General features: G+C 63.1%; 24 protein-coding genes and 1 tRNA gene. 8 read left to right on the forward strand and 17 right to left on the reverse strand.

Annotated features, from left to right (window positions below; genetic code table 11):
- Window positions 1-247: 247 nt before the first annotated feature.
- A complete protein-coding gene (locus tag LRP66_RS16800; RefSeq protein WP_230483750.1) occupies window positions 248-931 on the reverse strand; it encodes a hypothetical protein in 684 nt (227 codons plus the stop codon).
- Window positions 932-1,135: 204 nt separating this feature from the next.
- Between LRP66_RS16800 and LRP66_RS16805 the strand changes: the two genes are divergently transcribed.
- Complete coding sequence (locus LRP66_RS16805; protein ID WP_230483751.1) at window positions 1,136-1,768, forward strand: tyrosine-type recombinase/integrase; 633 nt, start codon at window positions 1,136-1,138, stop codon at window positions 1,766-1,768.
- A 353-nt stretch (window positions 1,769-2,121) separates the two neighbouring features.
- Here LRP66_RS16805 and LRP66_RS16810 read toward each other — a convergent pair whose 3' ends face one another.
- Complete coding sequence (locus tag LRP66_RS16810; RefSeq protein WP_230483752.1) at window positions 2,122-4,089, reverse strand: ATP-dependent nuclease; 1,968 nt, start codon at window positions 4,087-4,089, stop codon at window positions 2,122-2,124.
- Between the two features lie 184 nt (window positions 4,090-4,273).
- Between LRP66_RS16810 and tnpA the strand changes: the two genes are divergently transcribed.
- The 5 genes from tnpA (at window position 4,274) to LRP66_RS18290 (ending at window position 8,251) form a co-directional block, all read left to right on the forward strand.
- Window positions 4,274-4,720 carry an IS66-like element accessory protein TnpA gene (gene tnpA, locus LRP66_RS16815; protein WP_230483753.1) on the forward strand — a complete coding sequence of 149 codons (447 nt, stop codon included), beginning with the start codon at window positions 4,274-4,276 and terminating at the stop codon, window positions 4,718-4,720.
- Window positions 4,717-5,070, forward strand: coding sequence for an IS66 family insertion sequence element accessory protein TnpB (gene tnpB, locus LRP66_RS16820; RefSeq protein WP_230483754.1), 354 nt, complete (start codon window positions 4,717-4,719; stop codon window positions 5,068-5,070). The genes tnpA and tnpB overlap by 4 nt, the downstream gene beginning before the upstream one ends.
- A gap of 65 nt (window positions 5,071-5,135) precedes the next feature.
- Window positions 5,136-6,749, forward strand: coding sequence for an IS66 family transposase (gene tnpC / locus LRP66_RS16825; protein ID WP_443026711.1), 1,614 nt, complete (start codon window positions 5,136-5,138; stop codon window positions 6,747-6,749).
- A gap of 43 nt (window positions 6,750-6,792) precedes the next feature.
- Entirely contained in the window at window positions 6,793-7,821 is a 1,029-nt protein-coding gene (locus LRP66_RS16830) for a hypothetical protein (RefSeq protein WP_230483755.1), read from the forward strand.
- Between the two features lie 307 nt (window positions 7,822-8,128).
- Window positions 8,129-8,251: a hypothetical protein gene (locus LRP66_RS18290; protein WP_268992469.1), complete on the forward strand. Its 123-nt coding sequence runs from the start codon at window positions 8,129-8,131 to the stop codon at window positions 8,249-8,251.
- 505 nt (window positions 8,252-8,756) lie between these two features.
- On the opposite strand, the gene LRP66_RS16835 is transcribed toward LRP66_RS18290, so the two are convergent.
- From LRP66_RS16835 to LRP66_RS16855, 5 genes are all read right to left on the reverse strand, one after another.
- Window positions 8,757-10,976 carry a relaxase/mobilization nuclease domain-containing protein gene (locus tag LRP66_RS16835; RefSeq protein WP_230483756.1) on the reverse strand — a complete coding sequence of 740 codons (2,220 nt, stop codon included), beginning with the start codon at window positions 10,974-10,976 and terminating at the stop codon, window positions 8,757-8,759.
- Entirely contained in the window at window positions 10,973-11,341 is a 369-nt protein-coding gene (locus LRP66_RS16840; protein WP_230483757.1) for a plasmid mobilization protein, read from the reverse strand. Before LRP66_RS16840 ends, LRP66_RS16835 begins: the two co-directional genes overlap by 4 nt.
- 199 nt (window positions 11,342-11,540) lie before the next feature.
- On the reverse strand, window positions 11,541-13,379 hold the full coding sequence (locus LRP66_RS16845; protein WP_230483758.1) for a hypothetical protein: 1,839 nt from the start codon (window positions 13,377-13,379) through the stop codon (window positions 11,541-11,543).
- Window positions 13,380-13,641: 262 nt separating this feature from the next.
- Window positions 13,642-13,716 (reverse strand) — tRNA-Gln (locus LRP66_RS16850).
- A gap of 63 nt (window positions 13,717-13,779) precedes the next feature.
- Window positions 13,780-14,877, reverse strand: a complete 1,098-nt coding sequence (locus LRP66_RS16855) for a branched-chain amino acid aminotransferase (protein ID WP_230483759.1) — start codon at window positions 14,875-14,877, stop codon at window positions 13,780-13,782.
- Between the two features lie 57 nt (window positions 14,878-14,934).
- On the opposite strand from LRP66_RS16855, the gene LRP66_RS16860 reads away from it, so the two are divergent.
- Window positions 14,935-15,432, forward strand: a complete 498-nt coding sequence (locus tag LRP66_RS16860; RefSeq protein ID WP_230483760.1) for a MarR family transcriptional regulator — start codon at window positions 14,935-14,937, stop codon at window positions 15,430-15,432.
- A gap of 125 nt (window positions 15,433-15,557) precedes the next feature.
- On the opposite strand, the gene proC is transcribed toward LRP66_RS16860, so the two are convergent.
- From proC to LRP66_RS16885, 5 genes are all read right to left on the reverse strand, one after another.
- Entirely contained in the window at window positions 15,558-16,358 is an 801-nt protein-coding gene (gene proC / locus LRP66_RS16865; protein ID WP_230483761.1) for a pyrroline-5-carboxylate reductase, read from the reverse strand.
- A gap of 10 nt (window positions 16,359-16,368) precedes the next feature.
- Entirely contained in the window at window positions 16,369-16,872 is a 504-nt protein-coding gene (locus LRP66_RS16870) for a YbjN domain-containing protein (RefSeq protein ID WP_230483762.1), read from the reverse strand.
- Window positions 16,873-17,016: 144 nt separating this feature from the next.
- The gene (locus LRP66_RS16875; protein WP_230483772.1) at window positions 17,017-17,292 is read right to left on the reverse strand and encodes an accessory factor UbiK family protein; all 276 of its coding nucleotides are present in this window, start codon (window positions 17,290-17,292) and stop codon (window positions 17,017-17,019) included.
- 22 nt (window positions 17,293-17,314) lie between these two features.
- A complete protein-coding gene (locus LRP66_RS16880; protein ID WP_230483763.1) occupies window positions 17,315-17,866 on the reverse strand; it encodes a TspO/MBR family protein in 552 nt (183 codons plus the stop codon).
- A 90-nt stretch (window positions 17,867-17,956) separates the two neighbouring features.
- Window positions 17,957-18,691 (reverse strand): TlyA family RNA methyltransferase, encoded by a 735-nt coding sequence (locus LRP66_RS16885; protein WP_230483764.1) that lies wholly within the window; start codon window positions 18,689-18,691, stop codon window positions 17,957-17,959.
- A gap of 136 nt (window positions 18,692-18,827) precedes the next feature.
- Here LRP66_RS16885 and LRP66_RS16890 point away from each other — a divergent pair, with 136 nt between their 5' ends.
- Entirely contained in the window at window positions 18,828-19,508 is a 681-nt protein-coding gene (locus LRP66_RS16890; protein WP_230483765.1) for an RBBP9/YdeN family alpha/beta hydrolase, read from the forward strand.
- A 224-nt stretch (window positions 19,509-19,732) separates the two neighbouring features.
- Here LRP66_RS16890 and LRP66_RS16895 read toward each other — a convergent pair whose 3' ends face one another.
- The 5 genes from LRP66_RS16895 to LRP66_RS16915 all read right to left on the reverse strand — a co-directional run bounded on the left by LRP66_RS16895 (window position 19,733) and on the right by LRP66_RS16915 (window position 23,974).
- Window positions 19,733-19,918 carry a hypothetical protein gene (locus LRP66_RS16895; protein WP_230483766.1) on the reverse strand — a complete coding sequence of 62 codons (186 nt, stop codon included), beginning with the start codon at window positions 19,916-19,918 and terminating at the stop codon, window positions 19,733-19,735.
- Complete coding sequence (dxs, locus tag LRP66_RS16900; protein ID WP_230483767.1) at window positions 19,915-21,840, reverse strand: 1-deoxy-D-xylulose-5-phosphate synthase; 1,926 nt, start codon at window positions 21,838-21,840, stop codon at window positions 19,915-19,917. The genes LRP66_RS16895 and dxs overlap by 4 nt, the downstream gene beginning before the upstream one ends.
- Before the next feature lie 230 nt (window positions 21,841-22,070).
- A complete protein-coding gene (locus LRP66_RS16905; RefSeq protein WP_230483768.1) occupies window positions 22,071-22,793 on the reverse strand; it encodes a hypothetical protein in 723 nt (240 codons plus the stop codon).
- A gap of 113 nt (window positions 22,794-22,906) precedes the next feature.
- Window positions 22,907-23,218, reverse strand: a complete 312-nt coding sequence (locus LRP66_RS16910) for a hypothetical protein (RefSeq protein ID WP_230483769.1) — start codon at window positions 23,216-23,218, stop codon at window positions 22,907-22,909.
- Window positions 23,219-23,383: 165 nt separating this feature from the next.
- A complete protein-coding gene (locus LRP66_RS16915) occupies window positions 23,384-23,974 on the reverse strand; it encodes a hypothetical protein (protein ID WP_230483770.1) in 591 nt (196 codons plus the stop codon).
- Between the last annotated feature and the right edge of the window lie 170 nt (window positions 23,975-24,144).

The raw sequence follows: 24,144 nt of genomic DNA on the forward strand, positions 1-24,144 counted from the left end.
CTTGGCCGAGGTCTACTTCTAAGGTTCAGCGAACTAATTGAAGAATGGCCAATATTTGAGCGCCTCGCTGGGGGTCCGCTTCGGAGCATTCCATCGGCAGCTCTTGGTAAGAGCAGACGTTCTCAGTGGTCGATCTGAACGACCGGCTCTGGTCGGGTGCCACCGGAAGAGTGGACCGTTTGGAACTGGGGGTCGAACATCCACCTCTCAGCCTCTCTGGGCCGCCCTACGTGCTGGTCGGTTCAATTTAATGTTTCGTCGCCGACGACAAATGCGAGCTACCTTCGAATGTCAAAGCAAGCGGCCAAAGCGCTGTCTTCGTGAAAAAGCGCTCAGCCCGGTTTTGCCGGGTCTCGTGCAATAGGCCGAGCCAGCAAAGCGGCCGCAGGACATGCACATAGACGAGCGATTTCATATGAGAGTTTTTGTCAGCGCTGCCCGTCAGTCTGGCACTGAATTGGTGATCCGTCACACCTGAATCGGCTTCACTGTTCACGGCATTGAGGACGGAAACCCATTCGATTTCCAGCATGTCATCCTGACCAGCGGAAAGGAGCAGATGCTGTGCCAGGGCAATCCAGAGGCTCCCCGGATGCTCCAACAGGTCCTTGCCGATTTTGGTTATGTGCACGTGGCCCTTGCGGTGACGGGCGAGCTTGGCGGCCAAAAGCAAATCGTGCAGTATCACCAGCGGTGGGAAGTCATGCTCATTCAGGACTTTATTGATCGCGTAGAGTTCGTCTGCGGTGTAGCCTGGCCAATCGAAGGCTTCGGCTGCCCAAGTAACAAAATATCGCTTCAATGCCCTGTTTTGCGTGAGTCCGATCGGGCCTACTTCCATAAGATGGCGCAATGTGAGCATGGCTGCTCGGTGGAGCGGCGATAACACCAACTGCGGGGCGTCGGCGGCTGGGGCGCGAAACTCGATCATTGCGAAGAGGCTTCTGCCGCGCAGCGGAACTGGAAACAACAACCGACATAGCCCTGAAAATGAGAAAGCGGACCGAGCGTTCCTGCAGATGGGGAATTGGCCATCAAACGGCCGAAATGGTCGGACTGAACCCCAATGCCACTCCTTCGAATCCTCTTCGGCACGCGTTCTGCAGATGGCCAATGTGGCCATAGGAGACCGATCATGGAGATGCCTGAAGCAGAACTCACCGTTACCAAGCGCCCGGTCTGGAATGCCGGAAGGACCGTGGGTGCAAAGCGGGCTCTGAAGCCGAAGCAGATTTGGGAAATTCGTTTCTACCTCAATCAGCGCCGCCGCCTGCGAGATCGGGCGCTGTTCGATCTGGCGATCGACAGCAAGCTTCGGGGCTGCGACCTGGTGCAGATGAAGATCGGCGATCTTGTTAGCGGAGAGCAGATCCGAACGCGGGCAATCGTAATGCAGCAGAAAACCGGCCGGCCCGTTCAATTCGAGCTACTCCCGGACGCTCGGGCCAGCTTGCTGGCCTGGCTCGACCGGCGCGCCGGCACGGTGGATGATTATGTGTTCCCGAGCCGGATCGATCATAATGGGCACCTGAGCACACGGCAGTACGCGCGGCTTGTCGACGAATGGGTGACAGGGGTCGGGCTGATGCGCAGCGAGTATGGCACGCACTCGCTTCGCCGAACGAAGGCTTCGATCATCTACAGGGCGACCGGCAATCTGCGGGCTGTCCAGATTCTTCTTGGTCATAGCAAGATCGAGAACACGGTGCGTTATCTTGGGATCGACGTGGAAGACGCGCTCGCGCTTGCCGAAAACACCGAGATCTGAACCTGCTGGCGCCCGTGTGCAGGGAGAGCCGGACACGGGCGCTGGGACATTCCCGACGTTCGCACGCGACATGTCGAACGGTGGCTTTTGTCAGGAGATGACGTTCAACATTAGCTGGTCGGCATCCCAGAAGGACAGGACTCGGGCCGGCAGCAGATTGGCAGCTTCAAATTTGAGGCCACGAGAATGCAGGCCTCCGCGGCTGACTCTTAATCAGCGAGTCCTTGGTTCCAGCCCAAGTGCGGGCACCACCTTCCCCTAGCGACTACAAGGACTCATGTAGTGGCAGCCCGGGGGCGGTACGGTCAGCGCCGGCCTCCGTAAGCCTGTCGTAACCTGCTGCGCAGGGACCGCTAGCCAAGTAGCCCGTTGAGGTGCTTGAACGCAGTCTCGAAGCGATCCTTGGTTTCGTCGGACACTTTCGGCCAGAGCTTACCCAGGTTGTCGGAGAAATATCGCGCAGGCCGGTAGTGGCCGAATGACCCAGACTTGAGGGGGTTCTCCGCCAGCCAAGCCTCAATGGCGCGCAGTGTCCTGGGTTCCTTCGCGTTGAGCTTGCTCTTCGTAATCTTTGCCGAGAGCTGAGCACCGAATTCAGCGTTCACGATCTCAATGTACAGATCACGGTCGAACATGTCCTCCACGTCCGCCTCGGACCCGCCGGTAAAGTCGGCGTAGGTTGACACCTGCTTCTTGGTAAGCAGCTTCTTCTTATACAGATCCTCGATGAGCTGCTTCTCGTTGTTCTGGATGTCCAGCAAGGTGGCGACATTCATCCCCTTCTGGGATCCTAGTAGAGAGACGAACGTAGGAACCTTGCCGCTCCCGCCGACCGGCGTAATCACCCAGTCCTCTGACAGCCCAACTCGTCCCTCTCGCTCCAACTGAGCCGAGACCGCACGCAGGTAGAGCATGTCGGCGACGCCCTCAACGACGAGCGAGTTCGGGCCGACGAACAAGGTCTGCTGAATCTCGTAACCGAGTGCACCCTGCAACGGGAACAGGCTGTCGTCAGTCGCATCGAAGACGTTCGCAAGGACCTTGGTGCCATCCTCGTCCTTCGGGAGCGCTTCTATTGCATCAATGCCGAGATCTTGAACAATACGAACGCGCTCAAACTTGGTAGGGTCGATCATGAACGGCGAGTGCGTCGTGTACAAGAGCTGGTGACCTGCGAGTTCGGCATCGAAGTATCGCAGGAGGTCTGCTTGGGCGCGTCCGTGCAGCGACAGGCCGGGCTCGTCCAAAAGCAATATGACATTCTGCTTCTGCCGCTTCACGTCCTCATACCAAGCAAAAAACGAGAAGAACCAGACGAAGCCGCGGGAACGGTTGCGCAGCGGGGTCGTGGCCCAGTGCACCGTGTCGTAAACCTCCCCCCAGACGTTGACGCCTTTGCGCATACCCTCTGGATCGCCTGGGCGCGCGTCTCGTACGTCGAATCGCATCTGGATGTGCCGATTCTGCGACCAGTACTTCACGATCCGCTGGGTCAGGTGATTGCCAGCACCTTCCAGCTTGTTCTTCAGTTCAGTCGTGTTTTTCGCAGCTACGAGCTTACGGTGGTCAAGCCGTGCAAGGTTTATGAGACCAATGAGCGGGTAATCTGAGTCTTCCAGCTCATCGTTGTCCTCTCGCTCGATAAGTGCGTCGAGGTTGGCCTGACCCTCCATCTGATAGTATTCATCAAAGTAAAGGAACTTCGGGGTGCGGGGCCAAAGTACTTTGCGGTATATATATGATCGAGCGGTGCCGCCCTCGATCACCTGGGCGACGAGGGCTTTCAGTGTGTTGACCGCCTCTGTGGACTCAGTCTCATCAAGTGCACTATGGAATGCCTTCCAATCCGATGCCTCGGCGAGTTCTGCTTTTAACTCGTCAGAAAACCCAGGGTTTGCAGCTAGAAACGAACGCGCTGCGGCCTCATTACAGTTCAGGTAGGCCATACTCTCGGCTTTGCCGTAGTACGACTTTCGGGTAAATGTTGAGTCGGTGAACGCTCTGGGACCGAACACTTTAACGATTGCAGCGTGATCATCCGCTTCCAGCTCATACACGCACTCAACAACTACCGCCTGTTCGCGGTCCTCGTTCTCTACCGCGAACCGGTAATCTTCTACCTCACGCTTAGGGTAGTCGAACGTCTCATCGAACGCGGCATCACCGTTACGAATAGGGTTGGTGCGATACAGGGCATTGAGGAGGGTCGTCTTGCCCGCCTCATTCTTGCCGACAAAGCACGTCGTCTGAGGATCAACATCGACGGGACCCGAGTCCCAAATGCTACGGAACTCGCGAACCCTGAAATTCTTCAGTTTCATGTGCAGCAGCCTCTCGTATCTCGGTTCTACCGTGCGCCTCTAGCGGGCATCATGAAGGAACAGAGAACGAACAGCAATACTTACGAGTAAGCGTCCGGTCTCCGGCGCGTTGTGTAGTTCGGCCTCGTTGGCGAGGGAGTGATCGATAGGAGTCTCCTTCTGGACTCCATAAGGAGATCAGGAGATGGGCCGGATCGAGGTCATCACTCGCACGGAGCGCCGCCGTAAATATTCTCCCGCCGAACGGACCGCGATCATGCGGGAGGCTGACGCGCCGGATGTGACCGTGCGCGAAGTGGCGAAGCGGCACGATATAGCCGAGAGCCTGATCTATAGCTGGCGGACGGCACGACGACAGGCGGAGAAGATCGCCAGTGAACCGCTGGCCTTCATCTCATACGGGGCCGTGCCGGAGGGCGATCTTGTCAGCGCCGCGTCAGCGTCGCCATCGTTGCAGCACCAGCCCGTCCCGACGATGCCAGTAATGGAAGAGTTGACCCGTCCGCATCCTGGCGCACGTCCCGGTGAGATCGGTATCGACCTGCCCAGCGGCGTTCGGCTGTCAGTCGACAGCTATGTGAACGAGAAGGCGCTCGCCCGCGTGCTGCGTACCCTGCGGGATATTTCATGATCTCACTGGCGCCGGGTACGAAGGTCTATCTCGCGAGCAAGCCGGTCAGCATGCGCCTGGGGTTCGACGGTCTGGCGGCGCTGGTGCGGCCGCTGTTCGCGGTCGAGCCTTACTGCGGTCACGTCTTCCTGTTCCGCAGCAGGAGCGGCAACTATCTCAAGGCGCTGCACTGGGACGGCTCGGGCATATGCCTGTTCGCCAAGCGTCTGGAGCGGCACCGCTTCGTGTGGCCGCCGCTGGTCGAAGGCGGAGTTGTGCTGACCCCGGCGCAGTTCGCGCTGCTGATCGAGGCGATGGACTGGCGCCGGACCATTGCCCCGGAAGCACCCCGTTTGCCCGTACAGATGTAGGCATAAAGTGACGTAAAACCGGGCATTTTCCTTGGTCTGCATGGGCCATTTTGTTATGGAGAACCGTGTCCGCCAACGAGATAAACCTTCCTGCCGATCCCGATGCATTGCGCGCGCTTTTCGCGGATATGCAGGCGCGTATCGCCGCCTCGGAACAGGCGCTGGAAGCCGAACGGACAGCCCATGAGGCCACACGCAACGCGGTCAAGCTGACCACGCTCCAGATCGAGAAGCTCAAGGTTCAGCTATCCCGGTTGCGCCGGATGAAGTTCGGTCAGTCGTCCGAGCGGATCACCGAGATGGCGGATCAGTTGGAACTGACGCTGGAGGATCTCGAAGCCGAACATGCCCATGCCGTATGTGTCGTTGACGAACTGCGGCCGATAGAGGGCCGCCCATCCACGGCCCGCAAGCCCAAGCGCCTGCCATTGCCCGATCATCTGCCACGCGACGAGACGGTCCATGTCGCCCCTGATGTCGATGGCTGCTCTGCCTGCGGCGGCACCATGGGCAAGCTGGGCGAGGACGTGACCGAGGTGCTGGAGTATGTGCCAGGCCGTTTCCGCGTCGTGCGCCATGTCCGTCCCAAACTGGCCTGTGGACGCTGCGATGCCATCAGCCAGGCCCCGGCTCCATCCTTGCCGATCCCGCGTGGCCGGGCCGGTCCCAACCTGCTGGCGCATGTGGTCGTGTCCAAGTTCGCCGACCATCTTCCGCTCTACCGGCAGTCACGCATCTATGCCCGTGAAGGCGTCGATCTCGGCCGTTCCACCCTGGCTGACTGGGTCGGACAGGTCAGTTGGCTGTTACAGCCGCTGGTCGAGCGCATCGCCGATCATGTCATGGGCAGTCCAAAGCTCCATGCGGATGATACGCCCGTGCCGGTTCTGGCGCCGGGCACCGGCAAGACCGCGACGGGCCGATTATGGGTCTATCTGCGCGACAACCGACGATGGCGACCGAGCGACAGACCGGCGGCGCTGTTTCGCTACAGCCCGGATCGCAAGGGCGAGCGTCCGCGCGAACATCTCAGGACATTTGCAGGCTTCCTGCAAGCCGACGCCTATGCCGGGTTCGAGCGGCTGTATGCGCCCGACCGTCAGCCCGGGTTGATAACGCCTGTAGCCTGCTGGGCGCATGCGCGGCGCAAGCTGCACGATGTCTACAAGGCCGACCCGCATTCCGTCGCCGCTGAAGGGCTGAAGCTCATCCGTGAGCTATACGATGTCGAGCGCGGCATCACCTGTGACCCTGCCGATGACCGGCGGAAGGCGCGGAAGCTGTCCAGGCTGCGGGCGCTGGATTTCTTCGCATGGGCGGATGGCGTGCTGGGGCAGATTTCTGCGCGTTCACCGCTGGCTGAGGCGCTCCGCTATGCCGTAAAGCTCAAGCCTCAGCTGCTCGCCTATACCGAGGATGGGCGGCTTGAGATCGACAACAACCTCGCGGAGAATGCCCTGCGCGGCATAGCCGTGGGCCGGAAGAACTGGCTCTTTGCCGGGGCCGATTGCGGCGGTGAACGCGCTGCTGCGATCTACTCCCTGCTGGAGACGGCCAAGCTCAACGGTGTGAACCCGCAGGCATGGTTGGCCGATGTGCTCGACCGGATTGGCAAGGGCCATCCCATAAGTCGGCTCGATGAACTGCTGCCTTGGCATTGGACACCGGCCCAAGAATAGGCAAACCCGGTGCGGGCAGACGAGCAAGCAACGGAAAGCGCGCATGATTGAGGTAGACGGGAATCGAGTGACAGATCCGGCAGTGTTGTCGACCGCTGAGATCGTTGAAGCCGCGGAGAAGCGCGGTCGCCTGGTGGTTCAATTCAGCAAATCTGGGACTTATCCGCTGGCCAGTTTGCACGCCCTAAATGACGCTTGCGGCATTGTTGGAGAGCGTATTCAAGTTCGCTTCTATGGGCATTACGGGGCAGCGTTCGATGCCAGCACCCTGCGCAACCTGCCTGAAGTACGTGATCTCGCCGTCGATTGTCTCGCCGACATCGTCAATGAGAATGAAATCGGTCAGTTGCCCAACCTGCAAACCCTGCATTTCGGTGTTTTCGACATGAACCGGCCTGACTTCCTGACGACAATAGAACTGGGTCGCTTGAAACGGCTCAGCTTGAGCGAGAATCGAAAAAGGAACATCGATCTATCGCCATTAGCTGCCGCTGGATTGCTTGAGGAGCTTTTCGTTCATGGTCATTCCAAGGGCATCGGTTCCATCACCGAAATTCCTGGTCTTCAGAGGCTGACGCTGAGCGCATACGCCAAAAGCCATCCTTTGGATTTTGTGGCTTCGCTTCCATCACTGAAAAATTTGACACTGATTCTGGGTGGCCGTGAGGACATCGATGATCTTTCGAGCATAAGCCTCGAAATGCTGCAGATCATACGTGTGCGAGGTCTTGGTACGCTTGGCGACCTGTCGCGTTTGCCCGCACTTTCGGCGTTGCGTGTCGAAGATCAATTGCAGCTTGGCTGCTTGGATCTTGGCGGAGCCAATTTGGAGCGCTTGTGGTTGTTCAATTGCAAAACGCTGGCTGAATTACCTGGGCTGGCATCACAGCATCGGCTCAAGGAATTTCGCGCGTCAGGCGTCGCGCTTGATATGAATGACCTTCGCGATCGAGACTGGCCATCGGCAACCCGCTCCGTCCACCTGTTTTCCGGCAGCAGAAAGTGGAACGATAACGCGCAAGCCAGTCTCGCTGCCCGAGGCCTCAGCGAGAAAGGCGAACTATGGCCGTAACCTGTCATTGCTGAAAACAGCATCGGGACCAACGGCCGTCACCAGACGCTTACACTTACGACCAGCTTCCGAGCGGGCAACGCGACGAAAGAATCTCGGACCAATACAGCGCCCAGCCGGTCAAAACCGACTGATTAGATGTTCGACATGCTTGCGCATAAAGCACGCGCCGGTCATGCTGCCCCGCGCAGCCGAGGCTCGCGGGACCCGTCCCAGGCTGCATAAATCTGGGAATGTCTCGCGTGCTGGTTTTTACGTCCGCAGTGTTCGGCTCATCAAGGGACCGCGGGGTTGAGGAGGAGCTGCTATGCAGATCACTTTCGCAATCGAAACCAGTAAGTCTAGCGGTGACAGCTTCCGCCTAGCGATGGGGATCACCATTCCTCTGCTGCTGGTTCTGGTTGCACTAAGCATCGTCGGGCTAATCTGATGCGAAGTGGGCGTCTCGGACACGGGACGTCCACTTTTGCGCGCTCCGGCCTACCTTAGATCGCCTCTTTGCACGGGTCGCATATGCGCACCCGTGTCACGTCGAGCGAGAAGAACGGACGGTAGCACCGAAGGCATGACCGTCAGCCTATGTGCCTTACAATCGTCCCAGGCCTTGGTCGAACGCGGTCAGCGCTTCAGCGACGACTTCGCCGAGGTGGCCCAACACGGCTGCGATCATCGCCAATAGGGCCTGACGCACGGGCACCAGCCTTGATGCCCTTGGCGAGTGACGAGCATCGGCGCAGCGGCGGTTCATCCGGTTCCGGCGTGAGCTGTCGTTCCGCGTGCGTCGTCGGAACAGCGTATATTGGTCGCAAGCTGCCCCTTCCGCAGATGGGGTGAAATCTCGGAGACTGCCCTCGGGGATACCACGATAATCGCAAGACTCTCGCTACTTTAAGGATGTCGCTTCACGCGCCTATGGACGATGACAGCCTCCCCCGCTATCGCTCTTTACCTCCTCCCCGCCTCTCAGGTAAATCTTCATCTGATTTACCCCTTCCATTACTTAGTCTTGCCGATGCAAGCACGTCCTGCTGAGCATGGGTTGGGTCGACATATTTGCCGGCGGACACAATGCGCCCGAGTTCAAGAACGCTTTGCTTCGTTATACGGCTGGATTCGGCCGCAGAAATTTCAGGCTTCGGGTGATTAGCATTCATCTCGGCGAACCGCTTCTGCGTCTCCGCATCTTGGCCTCGGGCTGACAAGGCCCGCCGCTCATCAAGCGATAGTCCCTCGGTGCTGATCGACCATCGCCCGGCCTCATCGCAGACCGGTAGACGCCCCATTTCGCTCAATTTTGCGAAAGCCCGCTTCCACGACTGCCTGAGAGCTTGCTGCTCGCGAGGAAGAGCTAATGCCCGTGCGCGCGATAGGTCATCAACGGGTTCGGATTGGGGTGCCGAAACAGGATCAATTGCACTTCCTGCAACCTCCAACGCCGCGGCGCTGACTGGAACATTTGGCGGCGATGAATTACCCGATGTGTTCGACTGCAACTTTGACCCGATAGCGGGTTCACCAAGACCTTCGATTTCTCGTGACCCGTTCTCCCCCATTTGCGAATCTGAATTTGGGACGATGGTTGATCGGGTCGGCCCCTGAGAGGTAGCTTTGGGCTGAAGCGCTCGCCACTTGGCTGCCAAATCCGCATCCGCCAGCACATGTCCCAATCCATGTCGCTGAGCGATTTCGAACGTGCGCTCTCGAAACTGCTTGTCGCCGTTGACCGATATCTTGCCGTCGAACTTCAGCGCAGCCAGCCGCAGGGCGGCCAGCATGGCCTCGTCGTTCTGAATGACGACCCCAATCTTCGGGCCGCGATCCAGGAATGCCGTCGGCTCGTCGGGTCCTCGGGCATAGCGCGTGCCGTCTGAGCAGGGATAGCCATGATAGCCATCGATTGCAGTTGGCAAACCAGACTTGCCCTGGGCGACGCCGCTGAAGTGCGGCAGCTCCTCCACCTCGAAGCGGTGTCGCCAGCGCTTTGCGAAAGCACCTTCTCGGCGCGCATAATACCAGCTCTCCAGATCAGGCGGCGGTCGCGTCAGCGGGGGCTGAATTTCTCCTGCCGCAGGTTGCGCCTGTTCGCCTTCTTCCTGTGCAAGGCCGGCCGGCAGTGAACGCTGCTCGCGACGTATTTTCTGCTGACGCCGCCAGCGCTCGCATTGTGCGCGATACTCATCGGCACGGAACGCCTCGGCAAGTCGATCACTATGGGGGTTACGCCATGCTTCATGAATCGCCTCCCCCCGCGGCTCGAATGGACCGAGACGTTTCTCTACCTGGGTCCGGGTGATCCCTCGATCGATACCGGACGCCTTCACGCGTTCGTCACCGACCGTGAGCGTCACGCCATTGGTGCCGACGATGTCGTAGCGAATACCGACCTCCGCCAACGTGGCATGCAGGTCATTCCAAGACTGCGCAGCCTTGATGCGTGGTACCGCGTCCTCCTGAACGATCCGCTGTGCAGAGCGATAGCCGGTCCGGTTCTCAAACGACATTGCCTTCGGACTGAGCGGCTTGCGTCCCGCCTTCTGTCTTGCTGCGGCACTGGCCGCCATAACCAGTCTGCCGTTCACGACGTGATAGCGCGCGTCGGCTTCCGACTGCCATCCAAACCGATCGACAACGAGAGCGATCGCCTGATGCGCCGCTTCGCGGGTGAAGCCGTCGTTGATCTCAATCATCCGCTCCGACAGCGGATCGTATCGATTGAGTGCCAGATGGACGTGCCGATTATCAGTGTCGCCGTGGCAGGCATAGATGCACGGCTGGTTACCGACGCCGAGGTGCTCGACGAACATTGCCACCGTCTCGTCGATCTCCGCGGGCATCGGGAGTTCGCCCTCGCGCCAGCTGAGCAGCCAGTGATCAATCGGATTGGGACTGCGGCTTGCCATCTGAGCGATGGCGATCATTTCAGCCCGTTGCCCGGCGATATCCGTGCTGACGAAGTTGCGGGCACCGATATGGAAGAGGCGCTCTCCTTTCGTATCGCCAAGCCCCTCACGAAGCATGTAGGCGACTTGATAATCCTTCTCTGCGCTCTGCTTCTCAGGCTGTCGAAGATAATCGACGAGATTGCGGGCATGCCGCGCCCGCTCAATGGTCGCATTGCGTCCGGCAGGCCGTGCTGGAATATGCTTCACGATCACGGCGTCGGCGCCCCGTCGCTAGCATCGTCCAGATCGACGGTCAGGCCCCCGATCGCTGCGCATATGTCACCAAGCGTGTCGGCGACGATACCGGCCTCGATTTCCGTCTTTTCGGCCAAATCCTGAATACGTCGCCCGAGCACGTGCAGGACGGCTATCTCACGAAGCTTGTCCCGATCGCGCAAGCCCCCGTCGAACAGGCGTTTGCGGACGTACTTCGATATGCCGACTTCACCCGCCTCTTGAATGAGCAGCCGCTTCTCATCGGCCGTGACTCGAATGTTGATGCTCTCGCCAGTTTTTGCGCGCGGCGCGCGCTTCCCGCGCGGCTTACGGCTTGGCCGGTCGGTCGCGACCTTGCTCATTTCTCTGCCCCTGCGACAAGCCGTCGGCGCGGAGCAGGTCCGCCCCGGCGGACTGTGGTGTAGTACACCACCCATCCTGCTACTCTGTTTCCTCGCTCGACATCGCGGAGGCGAGAGCCGGAGCGCATCCTCGTCTCCTTGTTGGTGCGCACGCCTCTTCTTCTTTTCTGTTCAGCCCGCCGGGGCTGCCTGGAGCGCGTCATGCGCGGTCCCCTTTGGCGCGCGTAGGGCGCGCCTGCCGCATGTTTGACGGTAAGAGGCGGATGGTCCGCTGGTCCGGCAGATGGCCGGTCACGATCGGAATCTTTGCCACCGTGGCCTTGAGCTTCTCGAGCGAGGCCCGCCCCGGATAGCGCGTCATGCCTTCGCCACCCGTCCCCTTGTGGCCGAGTAGATCGTTGCGGAACTCGATGAAGACCTCCTGATCCTTCAGCTCGTCCGACACGGTATGGCGGGCGGAGTGCATCGCCTGACCGCGCTTCCGGTCGGGCACGCTCGGCGCGATGTAGATCCACCACAGCTTGTAGAAGACGTCGCCCAGCTTTCGCTTGGTATCGCCTCCGGGCACGAATTCGGGGAACAGCAGCGTCTCCCCGGCCCCGCGCATCGCCTCGACATAACGCAGGAAGCCCAACCGGATCAGCTCGTCGGCGATGACGATCACGCGCCGGGCGGACTTGTTCTTGATCCGCCCGGTGATGGTGGGGCGGATCAGCAGATAGTCGATGCCATGCCGCTCCTCGACATCGTCGAGCATCAGCTTCGCCAGTTCCTCGCGACGTGCGCCGGTGTACCAGACGAGCAGCAGCAGATAGAACAGGCCATCGTGGATGATCTTGGAGCCGGGCTTTAGTCGCTCCTCGACGCCGACACAGCCGGTCCATGGCGGCAGGCGGAAGATCGCTTCGCCCTGCTCCCGCGTATAGCGCAACCGCGCCTCGCGTTCGTCCTTGTCGATCGGGGCCGTGAACTCGCCGAAGTCGATCGGCTCGGCGATGGGCACCGCCTTGCGCGTGAAGCTGTGGATCTGGCCCAGCTTGTTGAAATGCTTGTTTGCGGTGCCGGTGGACAAGCCGATCTGATCCATCGGCACGTCGCCATTCTCGACCCGATCGGCGAACACGGCCGCCGCCTGTTCCAGGCTCTGCCCAAGATCGTGGTCGCCAGCGGCCTTGCCATAGTTGACGGAGAGCCGGTCGAACCATTTGTCGAGCTTGACGATGTCCGCCTTGGTAACCCGCCACATCGGCGTGCCGGCCGGCAGCGACTTCTGTAGCAGCACGGCGGCCCAGCGGATCTGGCGCAGCGTCTGTTCGCCGACGCTGTCCTTCTCACGCTTGCCGCCCTTGCGATGCTCCAGCAGGCGAGGCGTCGTGGCGATCATTCGCTCCGCTGCCTCGGTCGGGGTGCAACGCAGCCAGTCCTCTGGCACCGCCGGAGCCATACCGACCGGCGCAGGATGGATGCCAGCGACCGGAGAAGGCGACGGCTGCGCCGGTGCAGGCATGGCCGAATGGCCAGGCGCCACCGTCCCGGGCGTGGCCGCACCTCGAAGCTGCGCCTCTGCGGCGGCATAGACGTCGCGGTAGGCCGGATAGAGGGCTAGCTCCAGCATCCAGCGCCGCCGGTCATCGACTGGGAAACCGGCGGCGGCGAGATGGCGATCGATCTCGTCTGGCCGGATCAGATTAACGCCGCGCTCCTCGCGCATCGCGATGATCGTGCGCAGGTCGGCGATCCGCTGCGCGCTCCAGCCCTCCGCCTCCAATTCGCGCTCTTCGCTCGGCAGGAAGGACCTATGGCCCCCCTGGTTCTTCAGCCGCTCGAAATAATCAATGAAGGCCAGATTGGCGGCCGAGTGGGTCTCAAAATCGTATGGCGTCGATCGCTGCAGGGTGCACACCTCGGCCAGCCGCTCCTCGTACATCGCCTTGGCGATCGCCTGGAGCTCCTGCTCGGTGATATCGGTCTTCTGCTTGGCCCGCCTGTCGAGCATCTCCAGCACCCTCGGCGTCACCGCCGTGAGCGCCGCCCCCATGTTGCGCGCTGCCTTCCGGTCGGTGGTCCGCAGCGACAGCCGGACATCTAGGGTGCCATTATCCAATAAACGGTGAATTCGGCGCCACCAGAAAATGTGCCCGCGCCGGTAAACGTGTTGAAGACAGTCCAAAACCGCGGCCTTCCCGGCCAGCGCATTGGCACAATCCGATGCACAATTGTGCAGGTGCCAACGGCCGACCCTGATAGTCAGCCAGCGTCTTCAAACACTTAGCAGCCAATTGGCTGGGATTTCAGGCAGATGGCTGGGGCGGCAGGATTCGAACCTGCGTATGACGGTACCAAAAACCGTTGCCTTACCGCTTGGCGACGCCCCAGTGGAGAGGCGCGCCTTATAACCGGCGCGCCGTTCTTGAAAAGCCCTTATCGGCGCGAAATCGTCAGCCCAGGCGGCGCATCCAGCCGTTCGGGTCGGGGGCCTGGCCGCGCTGGATCGCGACCAGTTGTTCGCGCAACCGCATGGTCAGCTGGCCGGGGCCGCCGCTGCCGATGGTGAAGCGACCCGCAGGTTCGGCGACGCTGCCGATCGGGGTGACGACCGCCGCCGTGCCGCAGGCGAACGCCTCGACCAGGCGACCGCTGGCGGCATCGGCGCGCCACTGCTCGATCGCATAATGCTCCTCGCGCACGGCCAGTCCCTGCGCGCGGGCGATGGTCAGGATCGAATCGCGGGTGATGCCGGGCAGGATCGTACCGGTCAGCGGCGGGGTGACCAGCGATCCGTCGTCGAACACGAAGAAGACGTTCATGCCGCCCAATTCCTCGACCCAGCGGCGCTCGACCGCGTCGAGGAATACCACCTGATCGCAACCGTTCGCGATCGCTTCCTTCTGTGCGAGCAGGCTGGCCGCGTAGTTGCCGCCGCACTTGGCCGCGCCGGTGCCGCCCGGTGCGGCGCGCGTATATCCCTGGCTCACCCAGATCGACACGGCGGGGGCACCGCCCTTGAAATAGGCGCCGACCGACGAGGCGATGACCATGTAGAGATATTCGGCGGACGGCTTCACGCCGAGGAAGACCTCGCTCGCGAACATGAAGGGGCGCAGATAGAGTGCTCCGCCATCCTGCTCGGGAATCCAGTCGCGCTCGACCTCGACCAGTCGCTCGACGGATTCGAGGAAGAGGTTCTCGGGCAGCTCGGGCATCGCCAGGCGGCGCGCGGAGTCCTGGAAACGGCGGGCATTCGCCTCGGGACGGAACAGCGCGGTGCCGCCATCGGCCAGGCGATAGGCCTTCATCCCCTCGAAGATTTCCTGCGCATAGTGGAGGACCGAGGCCGCCGGATCGATGCTCAGCGGCGCGCGCGCGGTGATCTGCGCGTCGTGCCAGCCCTTTTCATCGCTGTAGCGGATCAGCGCCATGTGATCGGTGAAGACGCGACCGAAGCCCGGATCGACCAGACGCGCCGCCCGCTCGCTCGCGGCGACCGGGGTCGCGCAAGGGTCGAACCGAAACGTAAGGGATTGTGCCGCGTCCATGATCATCTCTCTGTTTTGGGTTGCCGTGGCCTAGGCCCTGTGTCTAGACGGGTCAACATGGCTGCCTCTAACCAGTCCGCATCGGCACAATTTCTCCGCGAGCCCGAACTCCGCAGGGGTATGGAATTGCTGTATTTCGGCAATAGTCACCTCGTGCGCTCGATCGATCGCGGCCTCGCCGCGCAGGGGTTGGGCCGTGCCCATCACCGTGCGCTCTATTTCATGGCGCGCAAGCCAGACATGACGGTCAGCGAATTGCTGTCGCTCCTGGCGATCACCAAACAGTCGCTGGGTCGCGTGCTCAACGAACTGGCGAGCCGCGATCTGGTCGAAACCCGGCCGGGCGATCGCGATCGGCGGCAAAGGTTGCTTCGCCTGACGCCGACGGGCGCCAAGATGGAAGCCGAACTGTTCGACGCGCTGCGCGAGAAGCTGTCCAAGGCCTATGCCCGCGCCGGGCAGCAGGCGGTGACCGGGTTCTGGACCGTGCTGGAGGGATTCATCCCCGAACAGGAACGCGCCCGGATCGAGGATCTGCGCTCCCACGACGGGTGACGGTCGGGGGGGGGGGGGTGATCCCCCGGCCCGTCGCCCCAGCGCAGGCCGGGGCCTCCCACAGCTTACGGGTCCAGAGCTGCCGGAATTCCCAGCCGACGCTGGGATGACGCTATTGGCCGGGGTCAGCGACGCGCGGCGGCGGCCATTTCGCGGTTGCGGCGCTCGGAAGCCGCCAACGTATCCGCCATCATTCGCAGCAGAGCGTTATCGGCGTCGAGGACGTTCAGGCCTTCGCGGGTCGAGCCACCGGGGCTCGCCACGCGGTCGGCGAGCGTGGCGGCGTCCACCTGGGCGTTCATCGCCATGGCACCGGCGCCGTCGACCGTCGCGAGTGCGAGCCGCTGCGCCATGTCGGGCGAAATGCCAAGGCCGACCCCCGCCTGCGCCAACGCGTCGATGAAGCGGAACACAAAGGCCGGACCGCATCCCGCAAGGGCGGTGACGGCGTCGAACCGGTCCTCGTCCTCGACCCATGGCGCGATCCCCAACGGGGTGGCCAGCGCCTCGGCCGCCGCCCGAACATCGGGATCCGCCGAGTTGGTGAAGAGCGCCGTCACCCCCTGCCCGATCGCGACCGGCAGGTTGGGCATCATCCGCACCACCGCACCCGCGGGAATGCGCGACGCCAGCGCCCGGGTCTCCACCCCCGCGAGGATCGACAGCAGCAAAGCCGGACGGAGATGCGCCAGGGTCGGCGCGACATCGTCGAGCTGCTGCGGCTTGAACCCCAGCATCAGGGTCGCGGGCACTTCGTCGGCGGGCAAGGTGGTCAGCGACCGAACCCCGTCCGGCGCCCCGCGTCCGCTGCGCGTGACGACCGTAACCTGGCGCGGGTCCAGCCCGCACGCCAGCCAGCGACGGAGCATCGCCCCGGCCATGTTGCCACAGCCGATCAGCCAGATGGGGCCTTCGGGAAAGCTCATCGCGAGCGCTTCACGCTTCGCCTTGCGTCTCGATCAGCGCGGCGGCGAGCGCCTCGCGCGGGGTCTTGCCGCCCCACAGGACGAACTGGAAGACGGGGTAGAAGCGCTCGCATTCCTCGATCGCCGATTCGACGAGCAGCTCTGTCGCGGACAGCGAGATGGTGCCGTCCTCGCCGCCATCGACCATCGCGGCGTGGCGGTAGAGCAGGATGCCGCTGTTCGACCACAGCTCGAAATGGCCGATCCAGAGCTGTTCGTTCACCAGCGCCAGCGCCTCGTAGATGCTGGAGCGGCGATCCTCGGTCACCTTGATATCGGGAAAGGCCAGGAATTGCAGGACGCTGTCGTCGTCGCGCCAGAGCGCGCGCAACTCGTAGCTGGCCCAGCTCCCCTTTACGGTCGCGACGATTTCCTCGTCATGCCGCTCATGTTCCCATCCATGCGCGGCGAAATACGCCTCCAGCATGTCGATGGGGGCCGAGTCATCGGCTTCGTGATCGGTCGATTCAAGCATCACAGGCCTCTGCGAACAAACCCAGACCGCCGCAGGTTGCACCGCGCGCGGCCGGGCTGCAAGCAGCCCGTCGCCGAAAACTGTGGATAGCTGTCCGGCGCCTCGCACCGGACCAGCCATGGGAACGGATCAAGCGGGTCAGGATCAGGCCCCGGGCGTCGTCGCGGCGGGGGTGGTTGCCGAGCGGGCCTCGAGCGCATCCAGACGCGCCTTCAGCGCATCGGCCTCGTCGCGGGCGGCGACCGCCATCGCCTTGACCACCTCGAACTCCTCGCGGCTGACGAAGTCGAGGCCGCCGATCCATTCGCGCGCGCGCGAACGGGCGCTCGATTCGGCCTCACGGCCCATGCCGGCGACCGTCCCGGCCAGGCCGTTCATCACCTTGGCGAAATCGTCGAACAGCTTGTTGTCGGCCTGCATGATCAAATTCCCAAAAATCGTTTCACAGCATTTGGGAGGTCTGGGCGCTCGGCACAAGTCTTTCCGCGTCGGGATTGAGCTGCCCGATCCGCCAGTTGAGCACGCCCGCGAAGGACAGCCATACCAGATACGGCAGCATCAGCCACGCCGCGCCGCGCCGGATGCGCGAAAAGGCGAAGGTCGTCACGATCGACAGCGACAGGATCGCGACGATCAGGACCAGCGCCGTCCCGACCTTGTGCGCGCCGAAAAACATCGGCGTCCATGCGAGGTTGAGCGCGAACTGGACGATGAACAGGCCGATCGCGACGCCGCGCCCGCGCGCACCCCGTGCGTGGACGATCATCGCCAGCGCGAGCCCAATCAGGATGTAGAGCGTCGTCCAGGCCACGGGAAAGACCCAGCCCGGCGGCGTCAGCTCGGGCTTGGTCAGCGCCATGTACCAGCCATTCTCGCTGCCCGACGGCACCGAGCGGCCGGAAGCGAAGCCGAGCAGCAGCACAAGGGGCACGATGACGACCGCCCAGCGCAGGAAGGACATTCGCAACTGACCCTTCGATGCGATCGTACCCAATTGACCCTCTTTCGCCATGTTGGCCATCGGTCTGCCGCACGCGGCATCCACAGTAAACGGATAAGGTGAACGTTAACCGCGCCAGGCCGTTCAATTTCGGGATGCGGCGACCAGAAACTCGATATTCCCCTCTGGCCCGGTGATCGGGCTTTGCGTCACCCCAACGACCGTCCAGCCCGCCTCGGTTAGCCAGGCGACGACCTGGTCGCAGACGCGGGCGTGGACCACCGGATCCCGGACGACGCCGCCCTTCCCCACTTCCTCGCGCCCCGCCTCGAACTGCGGCTTGATGAGCGCGAGCAGGCGCGCAGCCGGACCGGCGAAGCGCATCGGCCGCTCCAGCACCTTGGCCAGGCCGATGAAACTGGCATCGCAGACGATGATGTCGATCGGCTCTGGAATGTGCGCCTCGGTCAGGATGCGCGCGCTGGTCTGTTCATGGACGATGACGCGGGGGTCCTGGCGGAGCGACCAGGCGAGCTGGTTGGTGCCGCTGTCCACCGCATAGACGCGCGCCGCGCCGTTCTGGAGCAGTACGTCGGTGAACCCGCCGGTCGAGCTGCCGACATCGATCGCCACCGCGCCCGTCACGTCCCAGCCAAAATGCTCAAGGCCATGCGCCAGCTTGATCCCGCCGCGCGACACCCAGGGATGGTCGCGCCCTCGCACGTCGAGCGCGGCGTCTTCGGGCAATTGCTGCCCCGGCTTGGCGATCTTCGCCTCGCCCGAGAAGACGAGCCCCGCCATCACCAACGCCTGCGCGCGGGACCGCGATTCCACGAGCCCACGATCCACGAGCATCTGGTCGACACGCTGTTTGGCCATGCCCCGCCCTACCCCCCGCCTCGGCCCGTCGCAAGACGCGATCCCTTTGGCGCGCGATCTATTGCCTATTGATTTGGTAGGAATACCTTGAGCCAAGGATCGGGAGTCGACCCGGCCCGCAACGAGGAGATGCCATATGGGTTCGTTCGCATCCTATGAGGCCCGCAAACCGACGGTCCTCACCGTTCCCGGGCTTGGCGGCTCGGGCCGATCGCACTGGCAAAGCCTGTGGGAAGAGGCGCGGCCCGACACCATCCGGGTCGAACTGGGCATGTGGTCTACGCCGCATCGCAACGCCTGGGTCACACGGCTCGATCAGGCCATCCGGCAGGCGCAGGCACCGGTCATACTGGCCGCCCACTCGCTGGGCTGTCTCGCGGTCGCGTGGTGGGCGGAGCTTTCGCCGCAACCCTATGGCTGGCCGGTCGCAGGCGCCCTGCTGGTCGCGCCCGCCGATGTCGATCGGCCCGACGCGCCCGACGCGTTGAAGGGCTTCGCACCCTCGCCGCGAACGCCCCTGCCCTTCCCGTCGATCCTGGTCGCAAGCCAGGACGATCCCTGGATCTCGATCGAGCGCGCGCACAGCCTGGCGGTCGATTGGGGCAGCCACTTCGTCGATGCCGGACAGCAGGGGCATATCAATGCCGCGAGCGGGTTGGGCTGGTGGCGTGAAGGGCAGGAACTGCTCGACCGCGTGATCGCGGCGAGTGGGATGGACCGCCCGACCTCACACGGGCCGCTATCGCCCGGCGATGCGCGCGCGGTGCTGGCGGTCAACGCGACCGATGCCGCGCACGCGCATTATCTGGGACGGTAAAGCTTTGGGTTTGAGGCGAATGTCCGAGCTTGCGCTTCGACTTCGCTCGGCACGAACGGACGATGAGGCCCTCCCTCCGTTCAGCCTGAGCGAAGTCGAAGGCTAAGGGAAATCCTATCGATGGGGACCCTTCGAACTAGGGCCGATCGACATTCAGCTTATTCTCCCCTCTCCCCTCCACGAGGGGCGAGGGAAGGACAGGCATAGTTGAATGTCGATCGGCCCTAAACCGAAGGGAGCGCGGGGTCTCGTTCGGCCGTGTCGGCATCATCAGCCTTCCGGCCATCGCCGTCCGCCTTCGCCACCGCCGTAGCGGCCTTCATCCGCCGCCACATCCGCACGTTCACCCCGACCATCATGACCACCGCCAGCGTCGTGAAGACGATGACGGCGGTCCAGCCACGGATCATGCGCGCGCGCCCTCGGGCACATTGGCGCTGTTATGGCGAAGCGCCTTCAGGACGGTGTCGACGATCGCATCGGCATCCAGTCCGGCCTGCGCATATTGCACCTCGGGCTTGTCCTGATCCTGGAAGACATCCGGCAGGCGCATCGTGCGCAGCTTGAGGCCGCCATCGATCAGGCCTTCGTCCGACGCCATGGTCAGGACATGCGCGCCGAGGCCGCCGATCGCATTCTCCTCGATCGTCACCGCCACCTCATGGGTGGTCAACATGCGGCGGATCAGCGCCTCGTCGAGCGGCTTGGCGAAGCGCAGGTCGGCGACCGAGGTCGACAACCCCTTGGCCTCCAGCGTGTCGGCGGCGCGCAACGCCTCCGCCAGGCGCGTGCCGAGCGACAGGATCGCGACCTTCTTGCCCTCGCGAACGATGCGGCCCTTGCCGATCTCGAGCAGTTGCGCCGTCTCGGGCAGCACGATGCCGACACCATTGCCGCGCGGGTAGCGGACCGCAATCGGCCCGCTGTCGTGGTTGACGCAGGTATGGACCATGTGGACCAGCTCCGCCTCGTCGGCGGCGGCCATCACCACCATGTTGGGCAGGCTGGCCAGATACGTGACGTCGAACGATCCCGCATGGGTCGCGCCGTCGGCACCGACCAGCCCGGCGCGGTCGATCGCAAAGCGGACGGGCAGGTTCTGGATCGCCACGTCATGGACGACCTGGTCATAGGCGCGCTGGAGGAAGGTCGAATAGATGGCGCAGAACGGCCTCATGCCCTGCGCCGCCAGCCCCGCCGCGAAGGTCACCGCATGTTGTTCGGCGATGCCAACGTCGAAGAACCGCTCGGGATGGGCCGACGCGAACCGGTCGAGCCCGGTGCCCGACGGCATCGCCGCCGTGATGGCGCAGATGCGCGGATCCGTATCGGCTTCCTTCGCCAGCGCCTCGCCGAAGACATTCTGATAGGCGGGCGGCCCCGGGGGCGCCTTTGCCTGCGCGCCGGTGATCACGTCGAACTTCTGGACGCCGTGATATTTGTCCGCCGCCGCCTCGGCGGGGGCATAGCCCTTGCCCTTCTTGGTGACGACATGGATCAGGATCGGGCCCTGCTCGGCGTCGCGGACATTCTCCAGCACCGGGATCAGGTGGTCGAGATTGTGACCGTCGATCGGGCCGACATAATAGAAGCCCAGCTCCTCGAACAGCGTACCGCCCATGGTCATGCCGCGCGCGAACTCGTCGGTCTTCTGCGCGGCCTTCTGGATCGGGCGCGGGAAGCGCTTGGCGAGCTTCTTGAGCACGTCGCGCACGCCCAGGAACTCGCGGCTCGACACCATCCGCGACAGATAGGCCGACAGCCCGCCGACCGGCGGCGCGATCGACATGTCGTTGTCGTTGAGGATGACGATCAGGCGATTGCCCGCCTGCTCGGCATTGTTCATCGCCTCATAGGCCATGCCCGCCGACATCGCGCCGTCGCCGATGACGGCGATGCCCTTGCCCGGCGTACCCGCCAGCTTGTTGGCGATGGCGAAGCCCAGCGCCGCCGAGATCGAGGTCGAGCTGTGCGCCGCGCCGAAGGGGTCGTATTCGCTCTCGGTCCGCTTGGTGAAGCCCGACAGACCGCCGCCCTGGCGGATCGTGCGGATCCGCTCGCGCCGCCCGGTCAGGATCTTGTGCGGATAGCATTGGTGCCCGACGTCCCAGATCAGCCGGTCGTCAGGCGTGTTGAAGACATAATGGATCGCGACCGTCAGCTCGACCACGCCCAGTCCGGAGCCGAGATGGCCGCCGGTGGTGCCGACCGCCGAAATCGTCTCGGTCCGCAATTCGTCCGCCAGTTGCCGCAACTGGTCGGGCGCCAATTGCCGCAGGTCGTCGGGTGTGTGGACCGTGTCGAGCAGCGGGGTCTGGGGAATGTCTGCCATCGGACCGGCTTATCCCACCTATTCACTGGTGTCGATTGCAACTGTTCACGTGATCGTCATTGCGGCGCCGCAATTTTAACCCGCGATGGCATGACGTTGCTTGTCCGACGTGTCGAAATGAGCGTCTCGCCGCGGACAAGGCGCCGCGTCCGTATCGACGGCGCGGCGCTTACCGAATCGACCTCGATCGGCCGATCCCAAGCGTCGGCCCGCCGACGATCCGCTACACGCTACGACGCGATCTGTGCGCGCAGGCGGGGAAAGACCTCTTCCATCGTCTTGGTGTCGGGCAGGATATAGACGTAGCCGCCCTTGCGCCGGAAGGCCGTTCGCAATTGCCTGGTGTAAAAGGCCTGCGGCACGTTGATGCAGCCGAAGGTGATGCGATTGTCGTCCGGCGTCGGCGACAGCATCCGCTCACGCCGCTTCTCGCGCGCGCCAGCGTCCTTGGGGATCGGGTGGAGCGCCACCGAGGTCGCATAATCGACCCACAGCACGCGCTCGCCACCGATCGGCATGCCGAACTTCGCGAGGTAGCGTCCGGCGGGCGTCGTCTTCTCGGCAGGGCCCAGCGAGGCCAGCGTCTTGGTGCCCACACCGGGGCTGGCCTCGTCGCCCGGCATGATGCCGATCAGCACCGGCACCGCCGCCATTTGCGTGCCATCCGCCGCGAACAGGAACAGCGTCGCGTTCTTCTTGTCGACCACGGCCCAGGGCAGGCCATGATTATCCTGTGATGCGCCGACCCAGCTGATCACCCGCTGCGCCTCCGGCGAGGGAAGCAGTACCGGATCGGGCTGGGCGGCGGGTTTGGCGGGGACCTTGCGGGCCGCCGCCTTCGGCTTGGCCTTCGCCTTGCGGACGGTCGTCCTGGGCGCATCGGCGGGCCGCGCCTGCGCGACCACAGGCAGCAGCAGGGCCAGCCCCGCCAGCGGAAGGAGCAGGGCTTTCATCGGGGCAGGAACGTCATCGGCGGGGCATACTCAGGCAAAAGGCCGACCCTCCCCCGGCATCGGGGGAAGGCCGGCACGGCATTCAATCGACCCTATCGCTCAAACCGGCGAGATCAATGCCGGGGGCGACGGGCGGGCTTCTGTTCCTGCACGGTCAGGCGCTGTTCGACGCCATCGACACGACCGCCGAGCTGGTCAAGACGCTGGCCATTGGCCTGGGACTGGCCCGACGCCGCCTGCGCCTCGGCGAGCGCCTGCTTGGCGGTGCCGTCGGTCTGCTGGAGACGCGATTCGAGCGAATCGACGCGCTGGCTGACCGGAGCGATCTGTTCCCGCACGAAGGACTTGGTCGCGCAGCCGCTGAGGCCGACAGCACCGGCCAGAGTCACCACCGCGAGCAGGGATTTGGATGCAAAAGCAGACATAACAGTTCTTTCAGTCGTTAACCAACCGCAACAACGAAGCTGAGCGGGAAAAGTTCGACAATCCCAAATATGTTCGACCGTGCCAAGTTTTCGACCAAGCGTTTACTGCAAAATAACCATCATTACTTGGTCAACATGACGTTTTGTTAAGTCTTCGTTCAGGGATCAGCGCTTCCGTCCGGCATGTCGGGCGAACGGATCCAGCGGTATCCCGTCGGTCGCGGCGTCCCTTTTCAAGGACTTGGCGGGCGTGGCGCGTTGCGCGGCGACGCAATCGCGCAATGCCGCGATCGCCGCGCCGCTGCCGTCCAGCGCCAGCCGCTCGACCGGCACGTCGCCCCGCGCGATGTCCAGCCGCTGCGACTTGGCGAGATAGGTGGGGAAGGCCTTTTCGAAGCTGGTGACGAATCCGCGCTTGCCATCCGTCGCCAGCCCCACCGCGAAATGCTTGGGATAGCCCCCGCTGCTCAGCCGGAAGTCGAGCGACAGGCGCGCCTTGGGCTTGATCGACCAATTGGCGTTCAGGACCGTCAGGTGGTTCGACCCGTCGCGGTCCAGCCCGAGCAGCAATGTCGTATCGCCCGGCCGTGGATAGATACGGGTCAGGAAACACCCATCGCCATCTTCACTCGGTGCGAGCGTCCAGTCGCCCAGATCGGGTGATGCCGGTTCCGCGGCATGGACGGAAGCCCCGCCGACGAACACCGTGGCGAGCAGCATCAGGGGCGCGAAAGGCAGGCGTGGCGTCGTCGTCATCGATATCCTCCGCGCCGACCCTAGTCGCGATGGGAAGCGTTCGCCAAGAGGCTGACGCGAGGGATCGGTGTGCCTTTCATTCTCCCGTCATGATGAGTAGCCCCTAGTTTTCTAGACGCCTTGAGCCATCAAAGCCTGCTGCCGTTCGAACTCGACGGGCGACAGCATCC

The sequence above is a fragment of the Sphingomonas sp. Leaf21 genome, from assembly GCF_916858675.1.
Lineage (GTDB): Bacteria > Pseudomonadota > Alphaproteobacteria > Sphingomonadales > Sphingomonadaceae > Sphingomonas.

What these genes read in the sequence shown, in the direction of transcription:
- LRP66_RS16875 (WP_230483772.1), bottom strand. Translation starts at nt 17,292, where the DNA reads ATGCAGGCCGACAACAAGCTGTTCGACGATTTCGCCAAGGTGATGAAC.
- LRP66_RS16800 (WP_230483750.1), bottom strand. Translation starts at nt 931, where the DNA reads ATGATCGAGTTTCGCGCCCCAGCCGCCGACGCCCCGCAGTTGGTGTTA.
- LRP66_RS16870 (WP_230483762.1), bottom strand. Translation starts at nt 16,872, where the DNA reads ATGCTTGAATCGACCGATCACGAAGCCGATGACTCGGCCCCCATCGAC.
- LRP66_RS16860 (WP_230483760.1), top strand. Translation starts at nt 14,935, where the DNA reads ATGGCTGCCTCTAACCAGTCCGCATCGGCACAATTTCTCCGCGAGCCC.
- LRP66_RS16855 (WP_230483759.1), bottom strand. Translation starts at nt 14,877, where the DNA reads ATGGACGCGGCACAATCCCTTACGTTTCGGTTCGACCCTTGCGCGACC.
- LRP66_RS16915 (WP_230483770.1), bottom strand. Translation starts at nt 23,974, where the DNA reads ATGACGACGACGCCACGCCTGCCTTTCGCGCCCCTGATGCTGCTCGCC.
- LRP66_RS18290 (WP_268992469.1), top strand. Translation starts at nt 8,129, where the DNA reads ATGCAGATCACTTTCGCAATCGAAACCAGTAAGTCTAGCGGTGACAGC.
- proC (WP_230483761.1), bottom strand. Translation starts at nt 16,358, where the DNA reads ATGAGCTTTCCCGAAGGCCCCATCTGGCTGATCGGCTGTGGCAACATG.
- tnpA (WP_230483753.1), top strand. Translation starts at nt 4,274, where the DNA reads ATGGGCCGGATCGAGGTCATCACTCGCACGGAGCGCCGCCGTAAATAT.
- LRP66_RS16895 (WP_230483766.1), bottom strand. Translation starts at nt 19,918, where the DNA reads ATGATCCGTGGCTGGACCGCCGTCATCGTCTTCACGACGCTGGCGGTG.
- LRP66_RS16810 (WP_230483752.1), bottom strand. Translation starts at nt 4,089, where the DNA reads ATGAAACTGAAGAATTTCAGGGTTCGCGAGTTCCGTAGCATTTGGGAC.
- LRP66_RS16885 (WP_230483764.1), bottom strand. Translation starts at nt 18,691, where the DNA reads ATGGCCAAACAGCGTGTCGACCAGATGCTCGTGGATCGTGGGCTCGTG.
- LRP66_RS16845 (WP_230483758.1), bottom strand. Translation starts at nt 13,379, where the DNA reads ATGGGGGCGGCGCTCACGGCGGTGACGCCGAGGGTGCTGGAGATGCTC.
- LRP66_RS16905 (WP_230483768.1), bottom strand. Translation starts at nt 22,793, where the DNA reads ATGAAAGCCCTGCTCCTTCCGCTGGCGGGGCTGGCCCTGCTGCTGCCT.
- LRP66_RS16805 (WP_230483751.1), top strand. Translation starts at nt 1,136, where the DNA reads ATGGAGATGCCTGAAGCAGAACTCACCGTTACCAAGCGCCCGGTCTGG.
- LRP66_RS16840 (WP_230483757.1), bottom strand. Translation starts at nt 11,341, where the DNA reads ATGAGCAAGGTCGCGACCGACCGGCCAAGCCGTAAGCCGCGCGGGAAG.
- LRP66_RS16910 (WP_230483769.1), bottom strand. Translation starts at nt 23,218, where the DNA reads ATGTCTGCTTTTGCATCCAAATCCCTGCTCGCGGTGGTGACTCTGGCC.
- tnpB (WP_230483754.1), top strand. Translation starts at nt 4,717, where the DNA reads ATGATCTCACTGGCGCCGGGTACGAAGGTCTATCTCGCGAGCAAGCCG.
- LRP66_RS16890 (WP_230483765.1), top strand. Translation starts at nt 18,828, where the DNA reads ATGGGTTCGTTCGCATCCTATGAGGCCCGCAAACCGACGGTCCTCACC.
- dxs (WP_230483767.1), bottom strand. Translation starts at nt 21,840, where the DNA reads ATGGCAGACATTCCCCAGACCCCGCTGCTCGACACGGTCCACACACCC.
- LRP66_RS16830 (WP_230483755.1), top strand. Translation starts at nt 6,793, where the DNA reads ATGATTGAGGTAGACGGGAATCGAGTGACAGATCCGGCAGTGTTGTCG.